23 protein-coding genes, 2 tRNA genes and 1 other annotated feature are annotated in these 22,258 nt (G+C 29.5%); of the genes, 5 read left to right on the top strand and 20 right to left on the bottom strand.

Annotated elements, in window-relative coordinates:
• Window position 1 precedes the first annotated feature (1 nt).
• The 5 genes from aroB to ACLVEP_RS01285 all read right to left on the bottom strand — a co-directional run bounded on the left by aroB (window position 2) and on the right by ACLVEP_RS01285 (window position 3,218).
• Window positions 2–1,060, bottom strand: coding sequence for a 3-dehydroquinate synthase (gene aroB / locus ACLVEP_RS01305; RefSeq protein ID WP_412582296.1), 1,059 nt, complete (start codon window positions 1,058–1,060; stop codon window positions 2–4).
• A 10-nt stretch (window positions 1,061–1,070) separates the two neighbouring features.
• Window positions 1,071–2,087 (bottom strand): 3-deoxy-7-phosphoheptulonate synthase, encoded by a 1,017-nt coding sequence (gene aroF / locus ACLVEP_RS01300; protein ID WP_412582294.1) that lies wholly within the window; start codon window positions 2,085–2,087, stop codon window positions 1,071–1,073.
• 55 nt (window positions 2,088–2,142) lie between these two features.
• Window positions 2,143–2,384: a binding site (T-box leader), on the bottom strand.
• A gap of 96 nt (window positions 2,385–2,480) precedes the next feature.
• Window positions 2,481–2,554, bottom strand: a tRNA-Gly gene (locus ACLVEP_RS01295).
• 5 nt (window positions 2,555–2,559) lie between these two features.
• A tRNA-Leu gene (locus tag ACLVEP_RS01290) sits at window positions 2,560–2,646 on the bottom strand.
• A gap of 68 nt (window positions 2,647–2,714) precedes the next feature.
• A complete protein-coding gene (locus ACLVEP_RS01285) occupies window positions 2,715–3,218 on the bottom strand; it encodes a hypothetical protein (protein ID WP_318001185.1) in 504 nt (167 codons plus the stop codon).
• 104 nt (window positions 3,219–3,322) lie between these two features.
• Here ACLVEP_RS01285 and ACLVEP_RS01280 point away from each other — a divergent pair, with 104 nt between their 5' ends.
• From ACLVEP_RS01280 to ACLVEP_RS01270, 3 genes are read left to right on the top strand one after another with little or no spacing between them, the layout of a single operon-like run.
• A complete protein-coding gene (locus tag ACLVEP_RS01280; RefSeq protein WP_412582291.1) occupies window positions 3,323–3,904 on the top strand; it encodes a hydrolase in 582 nt (193 codons plus the stop codon).
• Window positions 3,904–5,214, top strand: a complete 1,311-nt coding sequence (locus ACLVEP_RS01275; RefSeq protein ID WP_412582289.1) for an RsmF rRNA methyltransferase first C-terminal domain-containing protein — start codon at window positions 3,904–3,906, stop codon at window positions 5,212–5,214. The genes ACLVEP_RS01280 and ACLVEP_RS01275 overlap by 1 nt, the downstream gene beginning before the upstream one ends.
• Window positions 5,211–5,672, top strand: a complete 462-nt coding sequence (locus ACLVEP_RS01270; protein ID WP_412582288.1) for an HD domain-containing protein — start codon at window positions 5,211–5,213, stop codon at window positions 5,670–5,672. Before ACLVEP_RS01275 ends, ACLVEP_RS01270 begins: the two co-directional genes overlap by 4 nt.
• 17 nt (window positions 5,673–5,689) lie before the next feature.
• Here ACLVEP_RS01270 and ACLVEP_RS01265 read toward each other — a convergent pair whose 3' ends face one another.
• The 13 genes from ACLVEP_RS01265 to ACLVEP_RS01205 form a co-directional block, all read right to left on the bottom strand.
• A complete protein-coding gene (locus ACLVEP_RS01265; RefSeq protein ID WP_317991669.1) occupies window positions 5,690–6,346 on the bottom strand; it encodes an alpha/beta hydrolase in 657 nt (218 codons plus the stop codon).
• Complete coding sequence (locus tag ACLVEP_RS01260; RefSeq protein WP_412582285.1) at window positions 6,346–7,059, bottom strand: lysophospholipid acyltransferase family protein; 714 nt, start codon at window positions 7,057–7,059, stop codon at window positions 6,346–6,348. Before ACLVEP_RS01260 ends, ACLVEP_RS01265 begins: the two co-directional genes overlap by 1 nt.
• Window positions 7,060–7,063: 4 nt before the next feature.
• Window positions 7,064–7,534 (bottom strand): dihydrofolate reductase, encoded by a 471-nt coding sequence (locus tag ACLVEP_RS01255; RefSeq protein ID WP_318001087.1) that lies wholly within the window; start codon window positions 7,532–7,534, stop codon window positions 7,064–7,066.
• Window positions 7,534–8,421 (bottom strand): thymidylate synthase, encoded by an 888-nt coding sequence (thyA, locus tag ACLVEP_RS01250; RefSeq protein WP_412582283.1) that lies wholly within the window; start codon window positions 8,419–8,421, stop codon window positions 7,534–7,536. Before thyA ends, ACLVEP_RS01255 begins: the two co-directional genes overlap by 1 nt.
• 62 nt (window positions 8,422–8,483) lie before the next feature.
• The gene (locus ACLVEP_RS01245) at window positions 8,484–9,155 is read right to left on the bottom strand and encodes a hydrolase (RefSeq protein ID WP_032091681.1); all 672 of its coding nucleotides are present in this window, start codon (window positions 9,153–9,155) and stop codon (window positions 8,484–8,486) included.
• 10 nt (window positions 9,156–9,165) lie between these two features.
• On the bottom strand, window positions 9,166–10,050 hold the full coding sequence (locus tag ACLVEP_RS01240) for an ROK family protein (RefSeq protein WP_318001090.1): 885 nt from the start codon (window positions 10,048–10,050) through the stop codon (window positions 9,166–9,168).
• A gap of 63 nt (window positions 10,051–10,113) precedes the next feature.
• Window positions 10,114–10,659: a type III toxin-antitoxin system ToxN/AbiQ family toxin gene (locus ACLVEP_RS01235; protein WP_412582280.1), complete on the bottom strand. Its 546-nt coding sequence runs from the start codon at window positions 10,657–10,659 to the stop codon at window positions 10,114–10,116.
• Between the two features lie 263 nt (window positions 10,660–10,922).
• Complete coding sequence (locus tag ACLVEP_RS01230; protein ID WP_412582279.1) at window positions 10,923–11,495, bottom strand: TIGR04076 family protein; 573 nt, start codon at window positions 11,493–11,495, stop codon at window positions 10,923–10,925.
• 10 nt (window positions 11,496–11,505) lie between these two features.
• Entirely contained in the window at window positions 11,506–11,745 is a 240-nt protein-coding gene (locus ACLVEP_RS01225; protein WP_412582277.1) for a SemiSWEET transporter, read from the bottom strand.
• A gap of 2 nt (window positions 11,746–11,747) precedes the next feature.
• Window positions 11,748–13,223, bottom strand: coding sequence for a glycoside hydrolase family 1 protein (locus ACLVEP_RS01220; RefSeq protein WP_412582276.1), 1,476 nt, complete (start codon window positions 13,221–13,223; stop codon window positions 11,748–11,750).
• Window position 13,224: 1 nt separating this feature from the next.
• Window positions 13,225–13,539: a PTS sugar transporter subunit IIB gene (locus tag ACLVEP_RS01215; protein WP_412582274.1), complete on the bottom strand. Its 315-nt coding sequence runs from the start codon at window positions 13,537–13,539 to the stop codon at window positions 13,225–13,227.
• 108 nt (window positions 13,540–13,647) lie between these two features.
• Complete coding sequence (locus ACLVEP_RS01210) at window positions 13,648–14,475, bottom strand: MurR/RpiR family transcriptional regulator (protein ID WP_412582272.1); 828 nt, start codon at window positions 14,473–14,475, stop codon at window positions 13,648–13,650.
• Window positions 14,476–14,485: 10 nt separating this feature from the next.
• A complete protein-coding gene (locus tag ACLVEP_RS01205; protein ID WP_412582270.1) occupies window positions 14,486–16,396 on the bottom strand; it encodes a sigma-54 interaction domain-containing protein in 1,911 nt (636 codons plus the stop codon).
• Window positions 16,397–16,541: 145 nt separating this feature from the next.
• On the opposite strand from ACLVEP_RS01205, the gene ACLVEP_RS01200 reads away from it, so the two are divergent.
• Together ACLVEP_RS01200 and ACLVEP_RS01195 are read left to right on the top strand one after the other, a co-directional pair.
• Window positions 16,542–18,464 carry an FAD-dependent oxidoreductase gene (locus tag ACLVEP_RS01200; RefSeq protein ID WP_412582268.1) on the top strand — a complete coding sequence of 641 codons (1,923 nt, stop codon included), beginning with the start codon at window positions 16,542–16,544 and terminating at the stop codon, window positions 18,462–18,464.
• A 17-nt stretch (window positions 18,465–18,481) separates the two neighbouring features.
• Complete coding sequence (locus ACLVEP_RS01195; RefSeq protein ID WP_412582267.1) at window positions 18,482–19,522, top strand: zinc-dependent alcohol dehydrogenase; 1,041 nt, start codon at window positions 18,482–18,484, stop codon at window positions 19,520–19,522.
• A 54-nt stretch (window positions 19,523–19,576) separates the two neighbouring features.
• On the opposite strand, the gene ACLVEP_RS01190 is transcribed toward ACLVEP_RS01195, so the two are convergent.
• On the bottom strand, window positions 19,577–20,233 hold the full coding sequence (locus ACLVEP_RS01190; protein ID WP_412582266.1) for an ABC transporter ATP-binding protein: 657 nt from the start codon (window positions 20,231–20,233) through the stop codon (window positions 19,577–19,579).
• A 1-nt stretch (window position 20,234) separates the two neighbouring features.
• Entirely contained in the window at window positions 20,235–22,253 is a 2,019-nt protein-coding gene (locus tag ACLVEP_RS01185; RefSeq protein WP_412582264.1) for a hypothetical protein, read from the bottom strand.
• Window positions 22,254–22,258: the final 5 nt, after the last annotated feature.

Raw genomic sequence — 22,258 nt, 5'->3', positions numbered from 1 at the left:
TTTATACCCTTTCTTTTTTTAATAAAAATTCTTGATTTGTTTGATAAACATAACTATCTCCTATTTCTTTTAATAAAACAACAGATAATGAATTATTAATATTCTTTTTATCTAAGGAAATAGCTTGAATAAGATTCTTTGTTTCAACTTGACATTCATAAGGTAAATTATATTTTTGTAAAATTTCTTTAATTTGCATGGAAGATCCTGCTTTTGTCAAATCTAGACTTTCAGCAAGTTTTGTAATTTGATACATTCCAATACCTACTGCTTCACCATGAGAATATTTTTCATAATGATAATATTGTTCAATTGCATGAGCATATGTATGACCAAAGTTGAGTAATAAACGATCACCAAAATCAAATTGATCTTTTTCAACAACTTCTCTTTTGATGTTGACACAATTATATATGATTTCATCAATAAATTCATAGAGTTCTTCAAAATTTTGATAAGAATTTAATTGATCAAATAATTTTTTATCTTTAATACATCCATATTTAATAACTTCTCCCATGCCATCACTAATAAAATGTGGATCTAATGTCTTTAATGTACATGGATCAATCAAAACCATTGAAGGATGATAAAAAGCCCCAACAAGATTTTTACCTTCAGGTAAATCAACTGCCACTTTTCCACCAACAGAACTATCCACTTGTGCAAGTAATGAAGTTGGTATTTGGACAAGTTTAACACCTCTTAAATAACTACTTGCAACAAATCCTGCCATATCACCAATCACACCACCACCTAAAGCAATGATTAAGTCTGTTCTAGTAAGTTTAAAATCTAAACATGCTTTATAAAGTGTTGGTAACATATCAAAACGTTTTGATTTTTCTCCATGAGGAACGATAACATGATTGACTTTAAAATCTTTTTCAAGATTTAAAGTCAAATCATCACCATACAAAGGATAAACTTGATCATCGGAAATGATCATAATTTTCTTTCCTTTAAAAATTTCTTTTATTTTTTCATTTGCATGTTTTAAAATATTTTTTTCTATATAAATAGGATAACTATGTTCCTTTAAATTAACGATCATTTCCATTTTAATCACCTTAAATTTCTTTACCTACTGCATCTGCAATTGGTTTTATTTCTTTCATTAATTGTTCGAATTTGGCTGGTTTTAATGATTGTGGTCCATCACATAACGCTTTTTCTGGATTGTTATGCACTTCTATCATTAATCCATCACATCCTGCTGCTAATGCTGCTTTTGCCATTGGATTCACTAACCACCATTTTCCTCCGGCATGACTTGGATCGATAATGATTGGTAAGTGTGTCAATTCTTTGATCACTGGGATTGCTTGTAAATCTAATGTATTTCTTGTATATGATTCAAATGTTCTTACTCCTCTTTCACATAAGATGACATTTGGATTTCCACTTGCCATGATATATTCTGCTGACATGATCCATTCTTGATATGTTGCACTCAATCCTCTTTTTAACAAAATAGGTTTCTTTGTTGCTTTCCCTACTTTCTTTAATAAATCAAAGTTTTGCATGTTTCTTGCTCCTATTTGAATCAAGTCTACTTTTTCAATGAATTCATCTAAGTATTCTGCATCCATCAATTCTGAAACGATTGGTAGTCCTGTTGCTTCTTTAGCTGCTACTAGAATATCTAATCCTGCTGATCCCATTCCTTGGAAGGCATATGGTGATGTTCTTGGTTTGAATGCTCCACCTCTTAAAAGATTTGCTCCTGCTGCTTTGGCTGCTTTAGCGATTTCAATGACTTGTTCCTTGCTTTCTACTGAACATGGTCCTGCAATCACTGCTAGATGTCCACCACCAATTTTAACGCCACCAACATCAATGACTGAATCTTCTGGATGGAAAGCTCTATTAGCTAATTTATATGGTTCTGATACATGCATGACCTTTTCTACGGCTGGATCGACTTCAATCGATTCTGGATCTACTTTTGTTGTATCTCCAATAATTCCAATAACTGATTGTGTTGCCCCATTTACAACATTTACTCTTAACCCTAATTTTTCTACTGATCCTGATACTTTTTCTACATCTTCTTTAGATGCTGTTGATTTCATTACAATAATCATATTAATTGTCCCCTTTTCTTCATTTCCCTTGATATAAATAAAAAAGCTCTCATCCTCTAAGGACGAGAGCTATCGCTTCGTGATACCACCTTTGTTTATTAGTATATTACTATACTAACCTCATCGAGTACAATCATACTCTTCCACTTTAACGGGTGTAACCGGAGATGCCTACTTAAAACTGTTCAACACTCTACTCCAAGATGAATTCAACAAAAATCTCTACTTTCCTTTTCACCTACCAGGAAATCTCTACGCTAAAGATCAACGTCTACTCTTTCTTTTCACAGTATTTATATCAAATGTGATTACATTATATACAAATTGTCACCATCTGTCAACCATTTGTTTTAAATATAATAAAAACATCTCATCAGAGATGTTATCATCACTTGGAGCGGGTGATGGGAATCGAACCCACGTAGTCAGCTTGGAAGGCTGAAGTTCTACCATTGAACTACACCCGCAAGTATGGTGCCCGAAACCGGACTCGAACCGGTACAGCTGTTACACCGGCAGATTTTGAGTCTGCTGCGTCTACCAATTTCGCCATTCGGGCTTGTGTGCCTTATTATTATAACAAGACCTTTATTATAAAACAAGCAAAAAATAAAAAAAGAGTATTCCCTACTCTAATTTATCTTTAAAATCATTCCATTTTTCTTCAGTAAAATTTTTTACGCGATCAATCCCATTTTCTACATCATCTACAGCATCTTGAAAAACACCTTCCCCATTTCCATAATAATGCATCATCAATGTTTTCGTTTTCTTTCCTAATTCTAAAATTTCTTTTTCTTCACTTGATAACTTTTGATCTGTATTTTTTTCTATATACTCTAATCGACTTGCAGCTTCATAAACTTTTTTAGCTTCCTCTTGATTGTCTTGAGTAATTCCTTCTTTGATTTTATCATAACCATCTAAAATTGTTTGTGTTAAAGCTTTAACATCTTGTTTAGAGGTATCATTTTCAACATCTTGATCTATCTGATCAAAATCATCTTTTACATCATCCCAAGCAATTTCTACATTCCCTTTAAAACCACTATCTGTTGTTTGATTTCTACAGCCTGTTAAAGTAAAAGTACAAGTTATTAAAAGTATCAACGTTATAATATATCTTTTCATTTTATTCCTTCTTTCATTTCTAGTATGTCCTTGATATTTTATTTCATACTTTTATTGAAGAAAAAGCATGTTTTCGATAAAATATAAAAAAAAGAGGAATGATTATGACAAATAAAGAAAGATTTATAGAATTATATAAAACAAATATAAAAAGACCTGGAAGTGAAAAACTTCTTGAATATTTATTATCTCCACATTCTGATTTCTTTGAAGCACCTGCCAGTGCAAGATTTCATGGAAGCTATGATGGTGGATTACTTGAACATAGTTTAAATGTATATGATTGTTTGAAAGATTATCTTCAAAGAGAAAGAGTGAAAGATACATATCAAATGCATTATAGTGAAGAAACAATTGCGATTGTTTCATTATTACATGATTTATGTAAAATTAATTGTTATAAAAAGGGAACACGTAATGTTAAAAAAGATGGTCAATGGATTCAAGTACCAAACTATGAATATGATGATCAATTACCTTATGGTCATGGTGAAAAAAGTGTTTATATGATCAGTGGTTATATGCGTCTTACAAGAGAAGAAGCTTTTGCGATCAGATATCATATGGGCTTTTCTGGAAATGAAGATGCTAGAAATGTTGGAAAAGCTTTTGAAATGTTTCCTATTGCTTTTGCATTAAGTGTTGCCGATATGGAAGCAACTTATTTTATTGAGGGGAAAATGTAATGAATGAATTATTTATTGAACGAATGAAAGAATTATTAAAAGATGATTTTGATGCTTTTATTAATTCTTTAAATGAAAATGAAGTTAAAGGATTTTATTTAAATCCTTTAAAAAAGGATGTTTTAAATCATTTAAATCATCAGTATATAGAAAAACATCCTTATGTAGATGGTGGGTATTATTTTGATTATCTTCATTATCCATTAGGAAAAAGTCCTTATTTTATGTGTGGACTTTATTATATTCAAGAGCCAAGTGCTATGAGCGTTGCATCATGTTTAGATATCAAAGAAAATGATTATGTTTTAGATATGTGCGGTGCTCCTGGAGGTAAGACGTGTTATGTTGCCAGTCGTCTTTCTAATGAAGGATTAATGATTGCTAATGATATTTCTAAATTACGTGCTTCTATTTTATCAAGTAATATTGAAAGATTTGGATTAAAAAATACAATTGTAACAAATTGTGATCCTTTAAAAATGAAGTTTAAAAGTTTTTTCGATAAGATTATTTTAGATGCTCCTTGTTCTGGAGAAGGTATGTTTAGAAAGGATAAAGAAGCTATCAATACTTGGTCAATGCAAAAAGTAAATGAATGTGCTTATATTCAAAGAAATTTAATTGATCAAGCTTATCAAATGCTTAAAAAAGATGGAATTTTAATTTATTCTACATGTACTTATTCTTTAGAAGAAAATGAAAAACAAGTTGAATATATGATCAATGAATTAGGAATGAAATTACTTCCTATTGATAAAAAAGAAGGCATGTCTGATGGTTTTATTGAAGGGACTATTAGAATGTATCCTCATATTAATCGTGGTGAAGGACAATTTATAGCTATGTTACAAAAAACAACAGAAACAGCTGTTTCAAAAGAAAAAATCTTAAAACCAAATTTAAAGAAAGAACAGTTACAACTTGTTCAAAAGTTTTATCAAGAAAACTTAAATATTTCTGTACCACCTTATCTTTATCAATCAAATAATCATGTCTATGCCATTTTAAATCATTTTCCTGAACTTCCAATCAAAGTTTTAAGAAATGGTCTTTATTTAGGAGAATGTAAAAAAGGGAGATTTGAACCAAGTCTTTCACTTGCTCTTACTTTAAATAAAGAAGATGTTAAAAGATCTTATGATTTTAAATGTGATAGTCAAGAAGTAAAAGATTATCTTTCTGGTTTAACATTAAAAGGAAATAATCAAAAAGGATATGGTGTTATTTTTGTAGATGGTTATCCTCTTTCTTTCTATAAAGAAAGTAATAATCAAGTTAAAAATTTATATCCTAAAGGACTTAGACGATGAAAAGATATTTAGAAATTGAAAAAATTGTTTATCAAGAACTTGAAAAAAACTGTTTTGGAAATAAAAAAAGACAAGGCTATCGTCATTTATTTGGAGTATCAACCTTGTGTATTGCCTATAGTCATTATATGCAATTAGATGATGAATTATGCGCTATCATGGGACTTTTACATGATTATTCCGTTTATAAAAATAATACTTCATTTAATCATGCTCAACTTTCAAGTGAACTTGCTAGAAAGATATTAGAAGAAAGTTTATTGTTTGAAAATGAAGAAATGGATATTATCGTTCAAGCTATTAAAAATCATTCAACTAAAAATAAAGTTCATGATGCTTATAGTGAACTACTTAAAATGTGTGATGTTTTAGAAACTTATTATCATGATCCTGATTGTATTTTTGATAAACATCATCAAAAATATATTGAAAAAGCATCATTACTTCTTAACAAATAAAGAACCTTAACGGTTCTTTATTTTAATTCTTCTAATATAATTTTAGCAATCTTTTTGTTATGAATAATATAACTGCTATGATCTTCTCCTTCGAGAATTCTAAACTCACAGTTTTTAATATGATGTGAAATACGTTCAATATGATCTAATTTAATTAAATCATCACTTCCTGCAAGTAGTAATGTTTTAGCTTCTATTTGATGAAGTTGTTGATTAGAAATATGGGGTTCTTCTAACATCATTTTAATTAAAGGATTTTTTGTTTTTTGATATTGTTCCTTCATTTCTTGATAAACTTCTAATATAACACCATTGGGTTTAACATTGACTCCTGCAAGAATTAAATGATCTACAAGTTTTGGATAAAGACTTCCTATTAATAAACCAATAATTGCTCCATCACTACTTCCCATTAAAGAAACATCTTTTAATTCAAGTTGTTCAATCATTTCTTGGATATCCTTTGCCATATCTAGATAATGATATTCTAGAACTTTATCACTTTGACCATGTCCTCTAGAATCAACAGCATAAACAGTATAATGCTTTTTTAATAATTCTATAGCTTCATCAAAAATACGATGATCTTCTTCATTTCCATGAAGTAAAATTAAAGGTTTCCCTGTTCCTTGTTTTTCATAAAACAAGCGCACACCATTTACATGTATAAACATTAACAATACTCATCCATACACGCTTGAATTCTACTTTGAACAAGAGCAGCAATTTCAGGTGTTTTTAAATCTTTATATTCATCATATTCAATTGGTTTTAAATAATGAATTTGTGCTTTTACGGGTTTAATTGTATTGTTATCAAATACTTGATAACAATCAATCATTGCTACTGGAACAATTGGACAATGAGATTTTAAAGCAATTTTAAAGGTTCCACCTTTAAATTCACCCATTTTATTTCCTTGTTTAGAACGTGTTCCTTCTGGATAAATAACACAATTCATACCTGCTTCTATTTCTTTAGAAACATTTTTGACCATTTTTGCACCATCTCTAATATTACTACGATCTAAAGCATAATAGTCTAATGTTTTAACAACATCTTTAATTAAAATTGTAGATGCTAATTCTTTTTTTAATACAAATTTAGCTGTTTTATCATGTGTTTTAAAAACAGCCACAATATCAAATAATCCTTGATGATTAGGAGTAATGAGATATCCATTTTCTTGAGGAAGATTTTCTAAACCATAACATTCTAAATCTACTCTTGCTTTTTTTACAATTTCATCAGCAACATTATGTATAAATTGATATCCTTCATCAATTGTTGGATATTTTTCTTTATTTTGATATTGTTTTAATTTATAAAACCACCAATAAGGTAATTTAAAAATACATCTTAATACAACTAAAATAATTCTTTTCATATAATCATCCCTTTTTATATATTTGTAATGTAAATGTTTCTAATTGTTCTTGTTTCACTAATTTAAAATCAAAATCATCAAACTTAGGAAAATAAGTTTCACCTTCATGTTTTCCTGGTATTCTAGAAATAATCAACTCATCTACATAAGGAAGTGCTTGCTTATAAATAGAAGCCCCTCCACAAATAAATAAATCTTCCTTTTTATTTTTATATTCTTGAATCGTTTCTACTAAATCATGTCTTACTTCTACACGTTCATCATCTAATTCACCACGTGTTACAACAATTGTTTTTCTATGAGGAAGTGGTCTTCCTATTGCCATGTATGTTGTTTTTCCCATTAAAATTGTTTGATGAAGTGTTGTTTTTTTAAAATGTTGTAAATCTTCTTTATTATGCCAAGGCATTCCATTAGAAGAATCTTTTTTACCAATTAATAAATCATCATCTGTTGCTACAATAATAGAAATCATTAGACACTCACCTTTCCAACAAGTTTACCATGAGATTGATAATTTTCAATTTTTATATCATCTATTGTAAAATCAAAAATAGATTTAACTTCTGGATTTAAAACAAGTTGACATTTAGGATAAGGAGTTCTAGAAATTTGTTCCTTAACAACACCAAAATGATCTTTATAAATATGAGCATCTCCTATAGTATGCACAAATTCCTTTGGTTTGTACCCACATACTTGAGCAAGCATTGCTGTAAATAAAGCATAAGATGCAATATTAAATGGTACTCCTAAAAATGTATCTGCACTTCTTTGATATAATTGACAACTTAAATATTTTTTATCATTGCTTACATAAAATTGTAAAAAAGCATGACATGGTGGAAGTGCCATTTCATCAACTTCTGCTGGATTCCAGGCACAAATAATATGTCTTCTTGAAAATGGATTATTTTTTAATGAATCAACAAGTTTTGCTACTTGATCAACACCCTCATTATTAAAATTACGCCATTGTCTACCATAAACTGGTCCTAATTCACCATATTTAACAACAAATGGATCATCTGCTGGTAATTCTTTGATTTTAGCAACAAATTCTTCTAAAGTTTCTCCATGAAAATCTTCACTTTTCTTAAAAGCCTCATAAGGCCATTCATTCCAAATCTTCACATTTCTATCAACAAGATATTTTATATTAGTATCTCCTTTAATAAACCATAATAATTCTTCAGCAATAGGTCTTAAAAACATTTTCTTTGTTGTAAGTAAAGGAAAACCATCTGTTAAATCATAACGTGTTTGATAGCCAAAAACACTACGTGTTCCTGTTCCTGTACGATCATCTCTATCTTGACCGTTTTCTAATATATATTGACACATATCTAAATATTGTTTCATTTCATTCACCTCTTTGTCAATTATATAGAAAATCATCTCAAAAAAAAAGAGGATTTCTCCTCTTAATCATATCTATGTCGATATTCTTCCATCATTCCTTTAAAGATTTCACCATTTGTAGGTGGTGTAAAGGTTACAGCATTTGCTCCTGCTTGAATAACTTCTCTAACTGTTTCTTCTGTTGGTCCACCAGTAGCAATAATAGGGAAATTAGGATCAATTTCTCTTAATTTTTTAACGATTTTAACAGTATCTTTTCCTCCAGATACATTTATAATATTTGCTTTTGTATGTAACATTCTTTTTTCTAAATCTTCATTTAAAGAAACAATTGTTAAAACAACAGGAATATCAATATCATCTGCTAGATTTTGAACAAATTCAGTTGTTGTTGGTGCATTTAAAACAACAGCTGTTGCTCCATGTAACTCTGCATCTAAAGCAATCGATTCAACACGTTTACCGGCAGTTGTTCCACCACCAACACCAACAAAAACAGGTCTTTGCGCAACTGAAATAATTGCTTCTGTAATTTGTATTGTTGGTGTAAAAGGATAAACTGCAATAACAGCATCCGCATTACAATTAGCAATCACCGCTACATCTGTTGAAAAAACGAGTGATTTAATTCTTTTTCCATTAATTAAAACTCCTGTAGCTTCACGATAAACTTCAGGTACAAGAATTGTATGACTTCTAAGTTGTGTATTAATTTTAGGTATTGCTTTATTCATAAAATCCTCCTTAATGTCTTTGAATATAATGATAAGTTGCTCCAATTAAATTTGCATCATTGCCAAATTGACATACTTTAATATTTGGTCGTACATGTGCATGCGTTAATTGAGAAAAAATAATATCTAATTGTTCATTGACTTTATCTAATAAATCACTTCTTGATGAAATAGCTCCACCAATAATGATCATGCTTGGATCATAAGCATATTGTAAATTATAAATACCCATTGCAAGAGTACGATAATATTCATCAACATATTTTTTATAAACTTCATTATTATCTGCTTGATCAAAAACTTCTTTACCATCTAAAGTATGATAATCAACGCCTAATTCCTTAGCTACTCTTTTAGTTACCGCAACAGTTGATCCATCATCTGACCATGTATAATATTTCTTTTCATCTTGATCATATCTCATAATCATATAACCAAATTCTCCACCATGTAATGCATTTCCATGATGAACATGACGATCTTTAATAACTGCTCCACCAATTCCTGTCCCACTAACAATAAAACAGCAATCATTTTCATGACATGCAACACCTTTCCATACTTCTGCAAGGGCCGCACAGTTAGCATCATTTTCAAATTCAACATCTTTATTTAAACGTTGTTTTAAATCTTCTTTAATATTTGGACCATGAATATAATCGATAGCACTTGAACCATAAATAATACCACCATCACTATCAACAGCTCCTGGCATTGATAAAGCGATTCCTTCTACATCTTGATATTCATGAGCTACATTTTCTATTTCTTGATACATTTTTTCTAGTGTATCTGGTGTTTTAAATTTATTTGATGAAGACACTTCTCCTTCTTCATTTACAACAGCATATTTGACAGATGTTCCCCCAACATCAAACGCTAAATATTTTTTCATAAGTCTCTCCTTTCGTTTCTTACATTATTATAGTATATTTTTTTGAACAAATCATTAACATCCTTATTTTATAAACACCTTATTCCATTCATCACAATTTCTTTCCAATAATTCAAAATCAACCGTTGCTAATTTTATATAATTATAAGAAGATTTTCTTTTTTTCAGTTTATAAACAATTTGTGCTCGTCTCAATATATCCTCTTGATTTTTAAAACTTCTTAAAACCTGAACTTGATCTATTAATAATCCCTTATACTTTAAATCTTTTTCTAAAAAAATATTAAACTCATGATAACATCCTTCAGGAACAGGAATCATATTATTAAATAATAACTTTCCTAGATATGATTCAACCGTTGGATTTCCATTAAATATTCTTTTAATAGTTGGAACTCGTGTAAATTGAACTCTTTTATGACCATCTTGATCATTATAATAATCTCTTTTATCAGGTGAAGATAATGGAACAAAATACTTATAACCATTTATTAATACTTTTATAGCAATAAATTTTCTTTGATGATTTCCACTATTATGTATTAAAACTTTTGAATCTGCTTTGTATAAATATTCCATATATTGACTATCAATTTCATATAATTTCATAAATATAGCTCCTTTTAGATAATAAAAAAACGAAGAGGTTATCTCTTCGTATAAGTATTTGATTTCTTATAAGAAATCTATGATTTTTTAGCTCCCACTATTTGGCAGGGAATCTCCTGATTTTTTAGCTCCTACTGTTTGGCAAGGAATTTCCTGATTTTTTAGCTCCCACTGTTTGGCAGGGAATCTCCTGATTTTTGAAGACAATTTCTCCACTGTTATAATAGCAATTTTTGTCTCAAAATACAATTGATTTATTAAGATTATTCATCTATTTTTAATACATGGATTCCATGGTGTTGACAATAATTCAATAAGCTTTGATTATCTATTTCATGACGTAGAAAAACTTCAATCCATTGTTCTTTCTTTTCAATTGATGATACATTTTCTAAAGAAGTAAGTGTTGTTATTTGGTCATTATTTAAATCATCAACATATAAAACCTTATAATCAAGTCTTTCAATTTTAAAAATAACAGGTCTTGTACCATCATTACAACAAGTAATCATCGTATTTTCATCCTTCATCCAACCTTTCATGATTGAACCACCTTGAAGGCCTGTATAAATATATCTAGAAATAGCATCCCATACCTCCGAGCAAAAAGGCATTTTACTTCCACCAGCAATCATCTCTGGATTCCCTTTTGTTTTAACAAGAGTATTTAAGCCACCATGCCAATAGTCATCTTTGCCACCATATCTTTCAAAAATAAATTCATCTCCTACTTGATAACAAGGACAAGGTCCTGACTTAGGATCATGACAGTATTGTTCTTGTAAATCAACATAACATTTTTTATCAATAACTGTAACCTTAACTTTATGAAGCATAATCTTTCTCCTATTTATATTTTAATTTACATATTAAGATAATAGATGATAAAACAAACGTAATACCATTTGCTATAATAAGTGCTCCATCATGAATCATTAAACCATAAATAAACCATAAAAAGATACCTGTTACATTCATGATATACATTAATAAAGAAATACCTTCTGTATCTTTTGTTTTAATGACTTTGAAAGCTTGTGGCAAAAATGAACCTGTTGTTAATATCGCTGCAATGGTTCCTATCATAATTATTCTCCTAAATCATTACCATTACTTTGAATAACTCTTTGATACCAATAAAATGAATCTTTTTTATAACGTTTTTTAGTTCCTTTACCTAAATCATCATTATCTACATAAACAAAACCATATCTTTTTTGCATTTCTCCAGTTCCTGCAGAAATAAGATCAATACATCCCCAAGGGGTATAACCCATTAAATCAACACCATCTATTTCAATAGCATCTTTCATAGCTTGAATATGTTTTCTTAAATAATCAATACGATAATCATCATGAATCTTTCCGTTTTCAAATTGATCTAATGCTCCTAAACCATTTTCTACAATAAATAAAGGTAGTTGATATCTTTCTTGTAGTTGATTTAACGCTATTCTTAAGCCTATAGGATCAATTAACCAACCCCAAGCACTTTTTTCAAGATACAGATTAATAACAGATGTTGTCATATTTCCACTTGTCGTTTCTTGTTTTGGATCACCAGAAACACAAGAACTTGAATAATAACTAAAACCAATATAATCTACTGTGCCTTCTTTTAATATATTTAAGTCACCTTCTTGAATTGGTAAAACAATTCCTTTTCTTTCATATTCTTTTAATTTATATGAAGGATAAGCCCCTCGACATTGAACATCCATATAAAAATGCCTGATTTGATCATCTTTCATTTTCTTTAATTCATCAATTGGATTACATGTTAAAGCATAACAAGCTGTATAAGCAATCATCATTCCTACTTTCATATCAGGATTGATTTGATGTGCCAATTTAACAGCTTTAGCACTGGCTAAAAATTGATGATAAGAACCAACGGCTTTAGATTGATCATCATTTTTAACCATACCTCCAGCATAGAGTGGTAGAATTTCCATATTGTTGATTTCATTAAAAGTCATCCAATATTTCACTTTATTTTGATATCTAGTAAAAACAGTTTTACAGTATTCAACAAAATAATCAACACATCTTCGATCAATCCAACCACCCATTTCATTAACAAGTTGTAATGGTGTTTCAAAGTGGAAAAGTGTGACAACCGGTTCAATACCATACTTTAAACATTCATCAAATAAATCATCATAAAATTTCAAACCTTCTTCATTAACTTTTCCATATCCTAAAGGATAAATACGTGACCAATTAATAGACATACGATAACATTTAAAGCCCATTTCTGCCATTAAAGCAATATCTTCTTTATAATGATGATAATGATCAACAGCCTCATGTGTTGGATAATATTCATTATCCAAACATTGAACAATCGCCCCTTCAGGTAAATCATCATATGGAAAAACAACTTGTGACCCTACTTTTCCATCAGGCGTTTTAAAAGTGACACGTCTTTGAATATTCTTTCTACCATCTCCACGTGTAACACAATCAGCTGAACAAAGTCCTTTACCATCACCATGATAATTTCCTTCAAATTGGTGAGCTGCACTCGCTCCACCCCATAAAAAATCTTTTGGAAATGCCATCCTACTCACCCATTAATGCTTTAGCAAAGGCATATACCTTTTCACCATTCATAGTACCATAATCTCTCATATCAATAACATCAAAAGGAACACTTAATCCTAACTCTTGAATCTTTTGTTCAATATTTTTCTTTTCATATCTTACTTGTGGTCCAAGTAAACAACAATCCACTTCTTGTAATCTTTTAATTCCTTCTGAAATCGGTAAAGCAAAAATATGGACCTCATCACCTAAAGCCTTTGCTGCCTTTTCCATTTTTGTAACTAATAAACTTGTAGACATTCCTGCCCCACATACTAACATAATATTTTTCATTTTCTCTTACCTCCACTTGTCATTATAGAAATTGTAAGTGTTTTCACAAGGCTTTAAGTTGATTGTGTAACATTGTTTACAAGAATAAAAAAACAAGATGTAACAATGTTACATCTTATCAAAAAAGATAGCGGTATGAACCTTTGTCATCTGTTTAGCTTTTTCAATATCATATGAATATAAAGTTGAAAATAGACAATCAAAAATATATTTAACAGTTATATGAAATTGTAGTTCATCAAAACGATCTTTATTTGTATAAAAAGGAATAGCTAATACGTAATCACATCTTTTTGATAAGATATTTTCTTGATGATTCGTAATAGCAATCGTTTTAATATGCCTTCTTTTTAAAGTTAAAGCACAATTTAAAAGTGTTTCATGCAAAGCATATTTACTAATAATAATGACTAAATGATCATGAGGAACATTCATACTGGCATAAATTTGTTGATCTGTTTCATGATAAACCTGTACGATCTTTCCTAATGAACTTAAATAATGTAAAGCATATTTTCCTAAAATCGCATTACAATCATTAGCGATTATATCAATATATTGATGTTGATAACATGCATCGATTATTTCTTGAAATGTTTCTAAAGAGATTTTATTTTTAAAATCATTCATCGCTTCAATTTGTATTTTTTCAACTTTATTTAAAACAGATAATGCTTTTTCATGAGAGGTTATTTGACTTTCTTCATTATTATTTTTTAGTTTAGAAATAATATTATATTTAAAATCATTATAATTTTGATAACCTAATTTCTTGACAAAACGTACTATAGTCGTTGGTGAAGTATACGTTTTTTCAGCCAATTTTCTTGAAGATAACTTTGGTAAAACATCTAGATTTTCTACCATATATTCAAGTATTTCTTTTTCAGTTTCAGTAAGCTTTATTTTCTTTGATAATTCTTCTACGATTTTCATAAATTTTCTCCTACCAAGATTTATATTGTTTAGGCTCAATATTATACTTATTACACTTACGATAAAGTGTACTTAATGGCATATCTAACAACTTAGCCACTGTTTTCATATGTCCATGTTCTTGTTTTAATAAACGTATAATTTCTCCATATTCAACAACTTCAGGGGATTTAATTTGATCTGTTTGACCACTGGTATATTTTTGTGTCATATAGCTTGTGACAATATTTGCAGGTAAATCATTAAATAATAAAATCTTTGTTTTAGAAATATTAATTAAATGTTCCATCGTACTTTCAAGCTCTCGAATATTCCCTAACCAATTATAATTCACTAAAACTTCACTGCATTCTTTTTCAATCCCTGTGATCTCTTTTCTTAAAATATGACTATACTTATTTAAATAATAAGAAACCAAAGGCATAATATCATCTCTTCTTTGTCTAAGAGGTGGAATAACAATATTCATGACATTTAATTTATAATAAAGTTCTCCTTTAAAAAGCTGTTGATTAACACGATATAATAAATCTGCTTGTGTTGAAGCAATCATACGAACATCTATTTTTCTTTGATGAAGTATTTTATTATTTAAAAACTCAAAAAGCTTAGATTGACATTCAAATGACATATATTCAATTTCATCTAAAAACAATGTTCCCTTTTCTGCAAGTTCAATCTTTCCCATTTGATAACTCTTTTCATCACCAAATAATTCAATTTCCATCATTTCATTAGGAATCGCACTACAATGAAGTGTTACAAAAGGTCCACTTCTTCTTAAAGAATCATTATGAATAGCTTGGGCTGTTAATTCTTTACCTGTTCCACTTTCTCCTACAATTAAAACATTAGAATCTGTTTTAGCAGCCATTTTTCCTAACTCTTTTACTTTATTCATTGCGATAGATTCTCCAATAATATCATCAAAAGAATATTTAGCTATATAACCTACTTTCATACTTGTTTCCATTTTAAAATCATTAAATGATGTCATCATCATAAGATACATATCTTTTTGTTTATTTTCTTGTAAAGGTATAAATTGTAGTGAAAGAGGTATTTTTAGATGATTCTTTTTAGTGAGTGTATAAGGAGTACTTTGATGACTTTTTGGTAATAATGAAAAGTCATCAATAAAGAAATCATTTAAATGATGATTTAATAAATCTGTATTGATTTCTAAAATCTTTGCTGCTTGTTCATTATATTGCATGACTTTATAAGAAGAATCTAACAAAATAAAACCTTGTGAAATATTATCAACAACATTTTGTAAGATATTATTAGCTTGCGTTAAACGTAATTCATTTTCAATTGCTTGTATCATAATAATGAGAGCACTCATAATAAAAGGTTGATAATTCTCCATCTTTCCAGTAATACAAATACTACCTACTTGTTGATTTCCAAGCGAATGAATCGGTGCACTAAAACAGGATAAATCATGATATAAGGTACGATAATGTTCATAACCTTGTAATAAAATAGGTGAATCTTCATGTAAACAAACAGCTAGTGAGCTTGTTCCACAAGCTTCTTCTGAATAATCAATACCATTTTCAACAAGTGCTTTTGTCATTAATTTTTTTAAATCTTGATTTTCTGCTGATACATTTATAAGTTGTCTTCCTTTATTATCAGCAAGTAATACGTTTTGAGTTGCTGTTTGAGCCACTTGATAAAACTTAATCATATAAGGTAAAGCAACTTTAATAAGTGTTTCATTTTTATTTATTAAATCTTGCAATTCGTCTTTTGAAAGCTTTGTTGGTGCTGAATAAGGATTAATTCTTCCAACAGATCTTTTCCATGAATTTAAAATACGATCATCCAATCCCTCTAAATGATCAGGTAATTTTTCAAAACCAGCAATATAACGATTCCAATACTCTTTTATCTTTTCATGATTATATTCCATAATGTATTCTCCTTTTCTTCTATTATATCTAAAAATGAGAAAAAAATGAGAATTTTTTTATTTTATTAGAAGAAAATGATAAAAAAAACAAATTATTTTTAATTAAGTTAAGATAGAAATAGAAAAAAGGAAAGAGGAAAATAAAATGAATTATGAAAAGTTATTAGAACCTATTCAAGTAGGAAATCATATTTGGCGTAATCGTATTGTAATGCCTGCATGCGAAACACGTTTAAGTAATCCTGATGGTTCATCAAGTAGAGAAATGGCAGACTATTATGGTGAAAGAGCAAAAGGTGGTGCAGCTGCCGTTATTGTAGAAAATACCTTTGTTGATAATAAAGAAAGTCGTAGTTCTTTAGTTTCAAGTGGGATGTATAACGATCATATGATTGCTTCTCACTATTATGTATCACAAGCTATTAAAGAAGGTGGAGCTGATGCTATTCTACAAATCTCTCATGGTGGTAGACAAGCAAGTGCAGGTGCTACTGGTTTACAATGTGTTGGTCCAAGTGCTATTCCTTGTAAATTCGTCCAAAGACAACCTCGTGCTTTAACTAAAGAAGAAATCGTAGAAATTGAAGATTGTTTTGCGGCAGCCGCTTTAAGAGCTAAGATGGCAGGCTTTGATGGAGTAGAAATCCATGGAGCTCATGGTTATCTTATTTGTAGTTTTTTAAGTCCATATACAAATCATCGAACAGACGAATATGGTGGAAGTGCTGAAAATAGAGCACGTTTTCCTAAAAATATCATTCGTAAAGTAAGAGAAGCTGTTGGTAATGATTTTATTGTAGGTTATCGTTTAAGCGCTAGTGAAGGTGTTGAAGGTGGTTTAACTCCAGAAGATACTGCTGCTTTTGCTAAAAGCATTGAAAATAATGTTGATTATATCAATGTAGCCGCTGGTATTTATGAAACCATGGAACAATACATTATTCCACCAAATTATGAACCACATGCCATGGTCGTACCATTTGCAAAAGTCATTAAAGAACAAGTCACTAAGTGCCCTGTTATCGTGGTTAACTCTTTAACACCTGAAACAGCAGAAAAAGCATTGGAAGATCAATGTGCAGATATTATTGCTATGGGAAGACCTTTAATTGCTGATCCAGAACTTCCTAAAAAATTAATGGCAGGAAGAAGAGAAGATATTCGACCATGTTGTAGAGGTCATGAAGGCTGTGTATCTTTATTCTTTTCAGGATGCCCTATTCGTTGTGAAGTCAACCCACAATGTGGTCGTGAAAAAGAATTAAAGCTTGTTAAAACAAATAACTCACAAAACGTTGTCATTATTGGTGGCGGTGTAGCTGGTATGGAAGCAGCAAGATATGGTAGTGAAGTGGGACATAAAATGACACTTATCGAAAAAACAAATGAATTAGGTGGACACTTTATTGAAGCAACAAAACCAACATTTAAAGAAGATCATAAACGTGTTTTAGATTGGTTAAAAACACAAGTTAAAAAATCAAATACTAAAGTAATGATGAATACTGAAGCAACACCTGAATTAATTAAAGAACTTAATCCAGATGCAGTCATTATCGCAACTGGATCACATTATACTTCTATTCCAGTTTCAGGTATTGAAAAAGCCATCACTCCTGATGTTGCTATTAAACGAGAAGTTCCTATTGGTCATAAAGTTGTTGTTATCGGTGGTGGTCTTGTTGGTAGTGAAGTGGCTTTAGATTTAGGAAATGAAGGTAAAGATGTTACAATTATTGAAATGTTACCAGCTATTGCTAGTCAAGATGAACCATTAAGTCAAATTTCACTTACTAAACATTTAGCTGCTGCACATGTTCAATGTTTAACTTCTTGTAAAGTTATTGAAATAAAAGAAGATGTTGTTATTTATGAAAATGCTCATCAAGAAAGAGTAGAAATTCCTTATGATACGCTTGTATCAGCAACTGGCTTAAAATCAAATGACACAATCAGTAATCAATTCAAAGATTCAGCTCAAAAAGTCATTAAAATTGGTGATGCTCGTCAAGCTAAAAAGATTTTTGAATGTTTCCATCAAGCTTGGCAAGCAATTAGAGAATTATAGAAAAGAGGGTTATTTATATGAAAGGTGCAATTTATCATGGTATTGAAAATGTTTCAGTTGAAGAAATAGAAATGCCAGAATGTGGAGATTATGATGTTATTTTAAAAAATGTCAAAGGCAGTATTTGTGGAACAGATGTAGGAGCCTATTATCATGGAGGAGATGATGCAGGTATTTATCCTGAAAATCAATTTGGTCATGAAATGAGTAGTATTGTTTATCAAGTAGGTTCAAAAGTAGACCCCCATATAAAAAAAGGTATGCGTGTTTTCCCTAATCCATGTCTTTCAAAAAGACCTGATTGTGGTTTATCTTCTTTATCTATATGCGATGAATGTGGTGCATTTTCACAATATGTTCAAATTCAAGATGCAAAACTTGATTATAACATTTTTGAATTGCCAGAAAACGTTTCTTTTGATGAAGCCGCTATTATCGAACCATTTTCAGTAGGTATGCATGGTGTCAATGTTGGTCGTGCTAAAGCTGGAGAAAAAGTGGTTATTTTTGGAGCAGGAATGATTGGTTTATGTGCTTTATCTGCTTGTATTTCTAAAGGTATTAAAGACATTGTCGTTGTTGATATTAATGAATGGCGTTTATCAAAAGCTAAAGAAATGGGCGCTGTCCCTTATAACGCAAATGAAGGAAATCTATTAGGATTCTTACAAGGTCTTTATGGCGATGATTTAATTAATTTCGGTGGAAATAAGGTTGCAAATATAGATTTATACATTGATACTTCTGGTGCAAATACCATCATTCCAGAAGTTACAAAAATAGCAAAAATGAACAGTCGACTTGTTATTATTGCTCTTTATCATCATGAAAGTACCTTCAATCCACTCGATCTAGTTTATTCTGAAATGGAAATCATGGGTTCTATTGCCTACAATGATGTCGATATTAAACAATGTATTCAAGCACTTCATGAAAAATCAACACCTGTAGAAAAAATCATTACACATCATTATCCATTAAAAGATATTGATCAAGCATTTAAACAAGCAGCAAAAAGTAATGAAACATTAAAAATACTTATTGATCATGAAAAGTAAATTTATTAAAAATTCCTACCAGTATTTGGTAGGATTTTATATTATTATTAATATTTATATATTTAATTCACTAATACTTTTATTAATTAAGCGATATTTATGATGAGCAATTGACTCTACATCCTGATCATGAGTAACAATAATAATTGTTTTCCCGTTTTTATTTAATTGTTTCAATAAATCTAAAATAATCATTTTATTTTTTGAATCAAGATTACCCGTCGGTTCATCACATAAGATGATTTCACTTGGTTTTACAAAAGCTCTTGCAAAAGCTACTCTTTGTTGTTCTCCTCCTGATAGAGAACTTACTTTTTCATTTTTTAGCTCTTCTAAATGAAGTTGTTTTAAAATAGATTCGATCTTTTTTTGATGATTTTCCTTTGTATATTTTAACCCCAATTCTATATTTTGATAAACTGTTTCATCATCAATCAATGCATAATTTTGAAAAATATAACTGATATCATTTCTTAAAATCAACATGGCTTGTCTGGTATTAGACTTTACATTTTGATGGTCAAGAATATTGATTGTTCCTGTTGTTGTTTTTAAAAGTAGACCGATAATATTTAAAAGGGTTGATTTCCCTGAACCGCTTTCTCCCATGATCGTATTGATGGTCCCTTTTTCAATTGTTAGATCAAGGTTTTCAAACAACACTTTTTGATTGAACTGCATTTTGATATTTTCTAGCTGTAAAGCATTCATTTTATGATCCTCCCTTTAAATAATAGATCGTCTTTACATTATAAATATAATATGTCATATAGATATGTAATAAACCATCAAACAATAAGAATAATACAGGAACCCATATATATTCTCTACATAAAACTAAAACCGGTACATAACACACTAACAACTCTAAATACAACTCTTTAAAGATCATCCATCTGTTTAAGCCCATGATCTTTTTGACCATGACCTTTTTCATGTTTAACTTGACATAGAAACAGTAATTTTCATAAAGGATTATGATTATCAATAAAACTGTTAATACAATAATAATCGTATTTTTAAATAGATAATAAGGCGAACGTAATTCAGTCTGTTTTATATAGTCATCTAAAGAATACCATTTCATTGCTCCTTCAAAGTGGCTTCCCTTGACGATTTGATCAACCTGATGAATCGTCTTTTTTATATAGATATTGGTATAGGGATTTCTATCTTTTCTTTGATAACGTTTTCCATAGACAAATAAGATTGCTTTGTCATTGGTTTCTTCGCAATAACTTGCTTCTAAATTTCTTAAATGAGGCTGTTTATTATCTATAATGACCTTTTCCAACTTCATCTCTTTTTCCTGTGAAAACTGGTGAATATCAACATCTTTTAATGATTCAGGAACAAGGACAAAACAATGATCTGTATCTAAATCAATACTGAGTTTTTTCCCACTTGTATCCATCATTGGAAAATGTTTTAAATATTGATAGTTTACAATATATTCATCAATATTTTCCTTAAATGGTTGCCACATAAAAGAAATAGCACCATTGTCTTCTAGCAGATCATAATAGTTCTGATATTCTTGAATAGTAGAATTCATCTTGCCATTAATGACATCAATTAAACTATAATCGAAATTTTGATAATGATAATCCATCGTATAGATATTTATGTAATCTTCTATCCCCTGATAGTTAGACTTAACATAATGCAAATGTTGAAAATCATTGATAAGTATCTGGTTATATTGCACTACCAATGGCATCAAAAGCAATAGAAATACAAGTTTGGCTATATAGTTTAAATTCAAGAAAATCTTTAGACTTTTCTTTCCATATAAACCATCCAATTTAAAATGAACTGACAGATAAACTGTAATAGCGATTAATATTCCAATAAGACTGATGATTTCCAGTAGAGTGATTACAGATAAGCTTGATATCATCATCTTCGTTAAAACATTGATTTTTCTTACAAAGCAAACAAATAAAACAGCTGGAACCAAAACAGAAAATCCCATTCCTAATAAAAATGTCTTCAAGTACAGATCCTTTACGATTTCTATTACACTTATACCATTCAAATAATAGATCGTATGTGTCTTTTTATTTTTTATCAGCCATCCAACGATAATCAATAAAAATATAATAACACAGACAACAAACATAGTCGTATTCATACTTACCTGATTATTATTTGTATCACTTCCATGTTCATCCATTTCATAACTTTCTTTTATGGGATATTTTACATTTAATTCATTTAGAAATGATGTTATTGCTTGATCATCACCAATAAAGCAATAGTCTCCTACAACATCATGATTATTATACAAATATGATATGGGTTTGATATTTAAAATCATATTTTTTCCCATCGAAAATATTGGAACAACATTTTTATTTTTTTCTAAATTAGAATAATAATTTTTTTGTTTCACATCACCAAAATCAATTTTTTTATCTACGATAACATCGCATAAATCTTGAATATCTTCATGAGAATAAAGATAATACTGATATATTCTTCTTTCTTCATCAAAATCCGATTTAAATACAGTAACTTTATATTTATCAGCCAAGATTGAAAGATCATTTATAGATTCTTTATTATTTTCATAGATAGTCTGCTCAAAAGTAACTAAATTATTAGACTTATTATTTATCGAATCAATTCCGTATAAATTATCCTCATGTATAGTTTGATATTTATTATAGATGTCATAAAACAAGAAAGCTGAAACGATAATAATAATACATGTAAATATTTTCTTCATAAAAT

This window comes from Faecalibacillus sp., from assembly GCF_047023275.1.
Lineage (GTDB): Bacteria > Bacillota_I > Bacilli_A > Erysipelotrichales > Coprobacillaceae > Faecalibacillus.
Note: the sequence above shows the minus strand (reverse complement) of the source record. Positions and strands in the feature narration are given on the sequence as shown.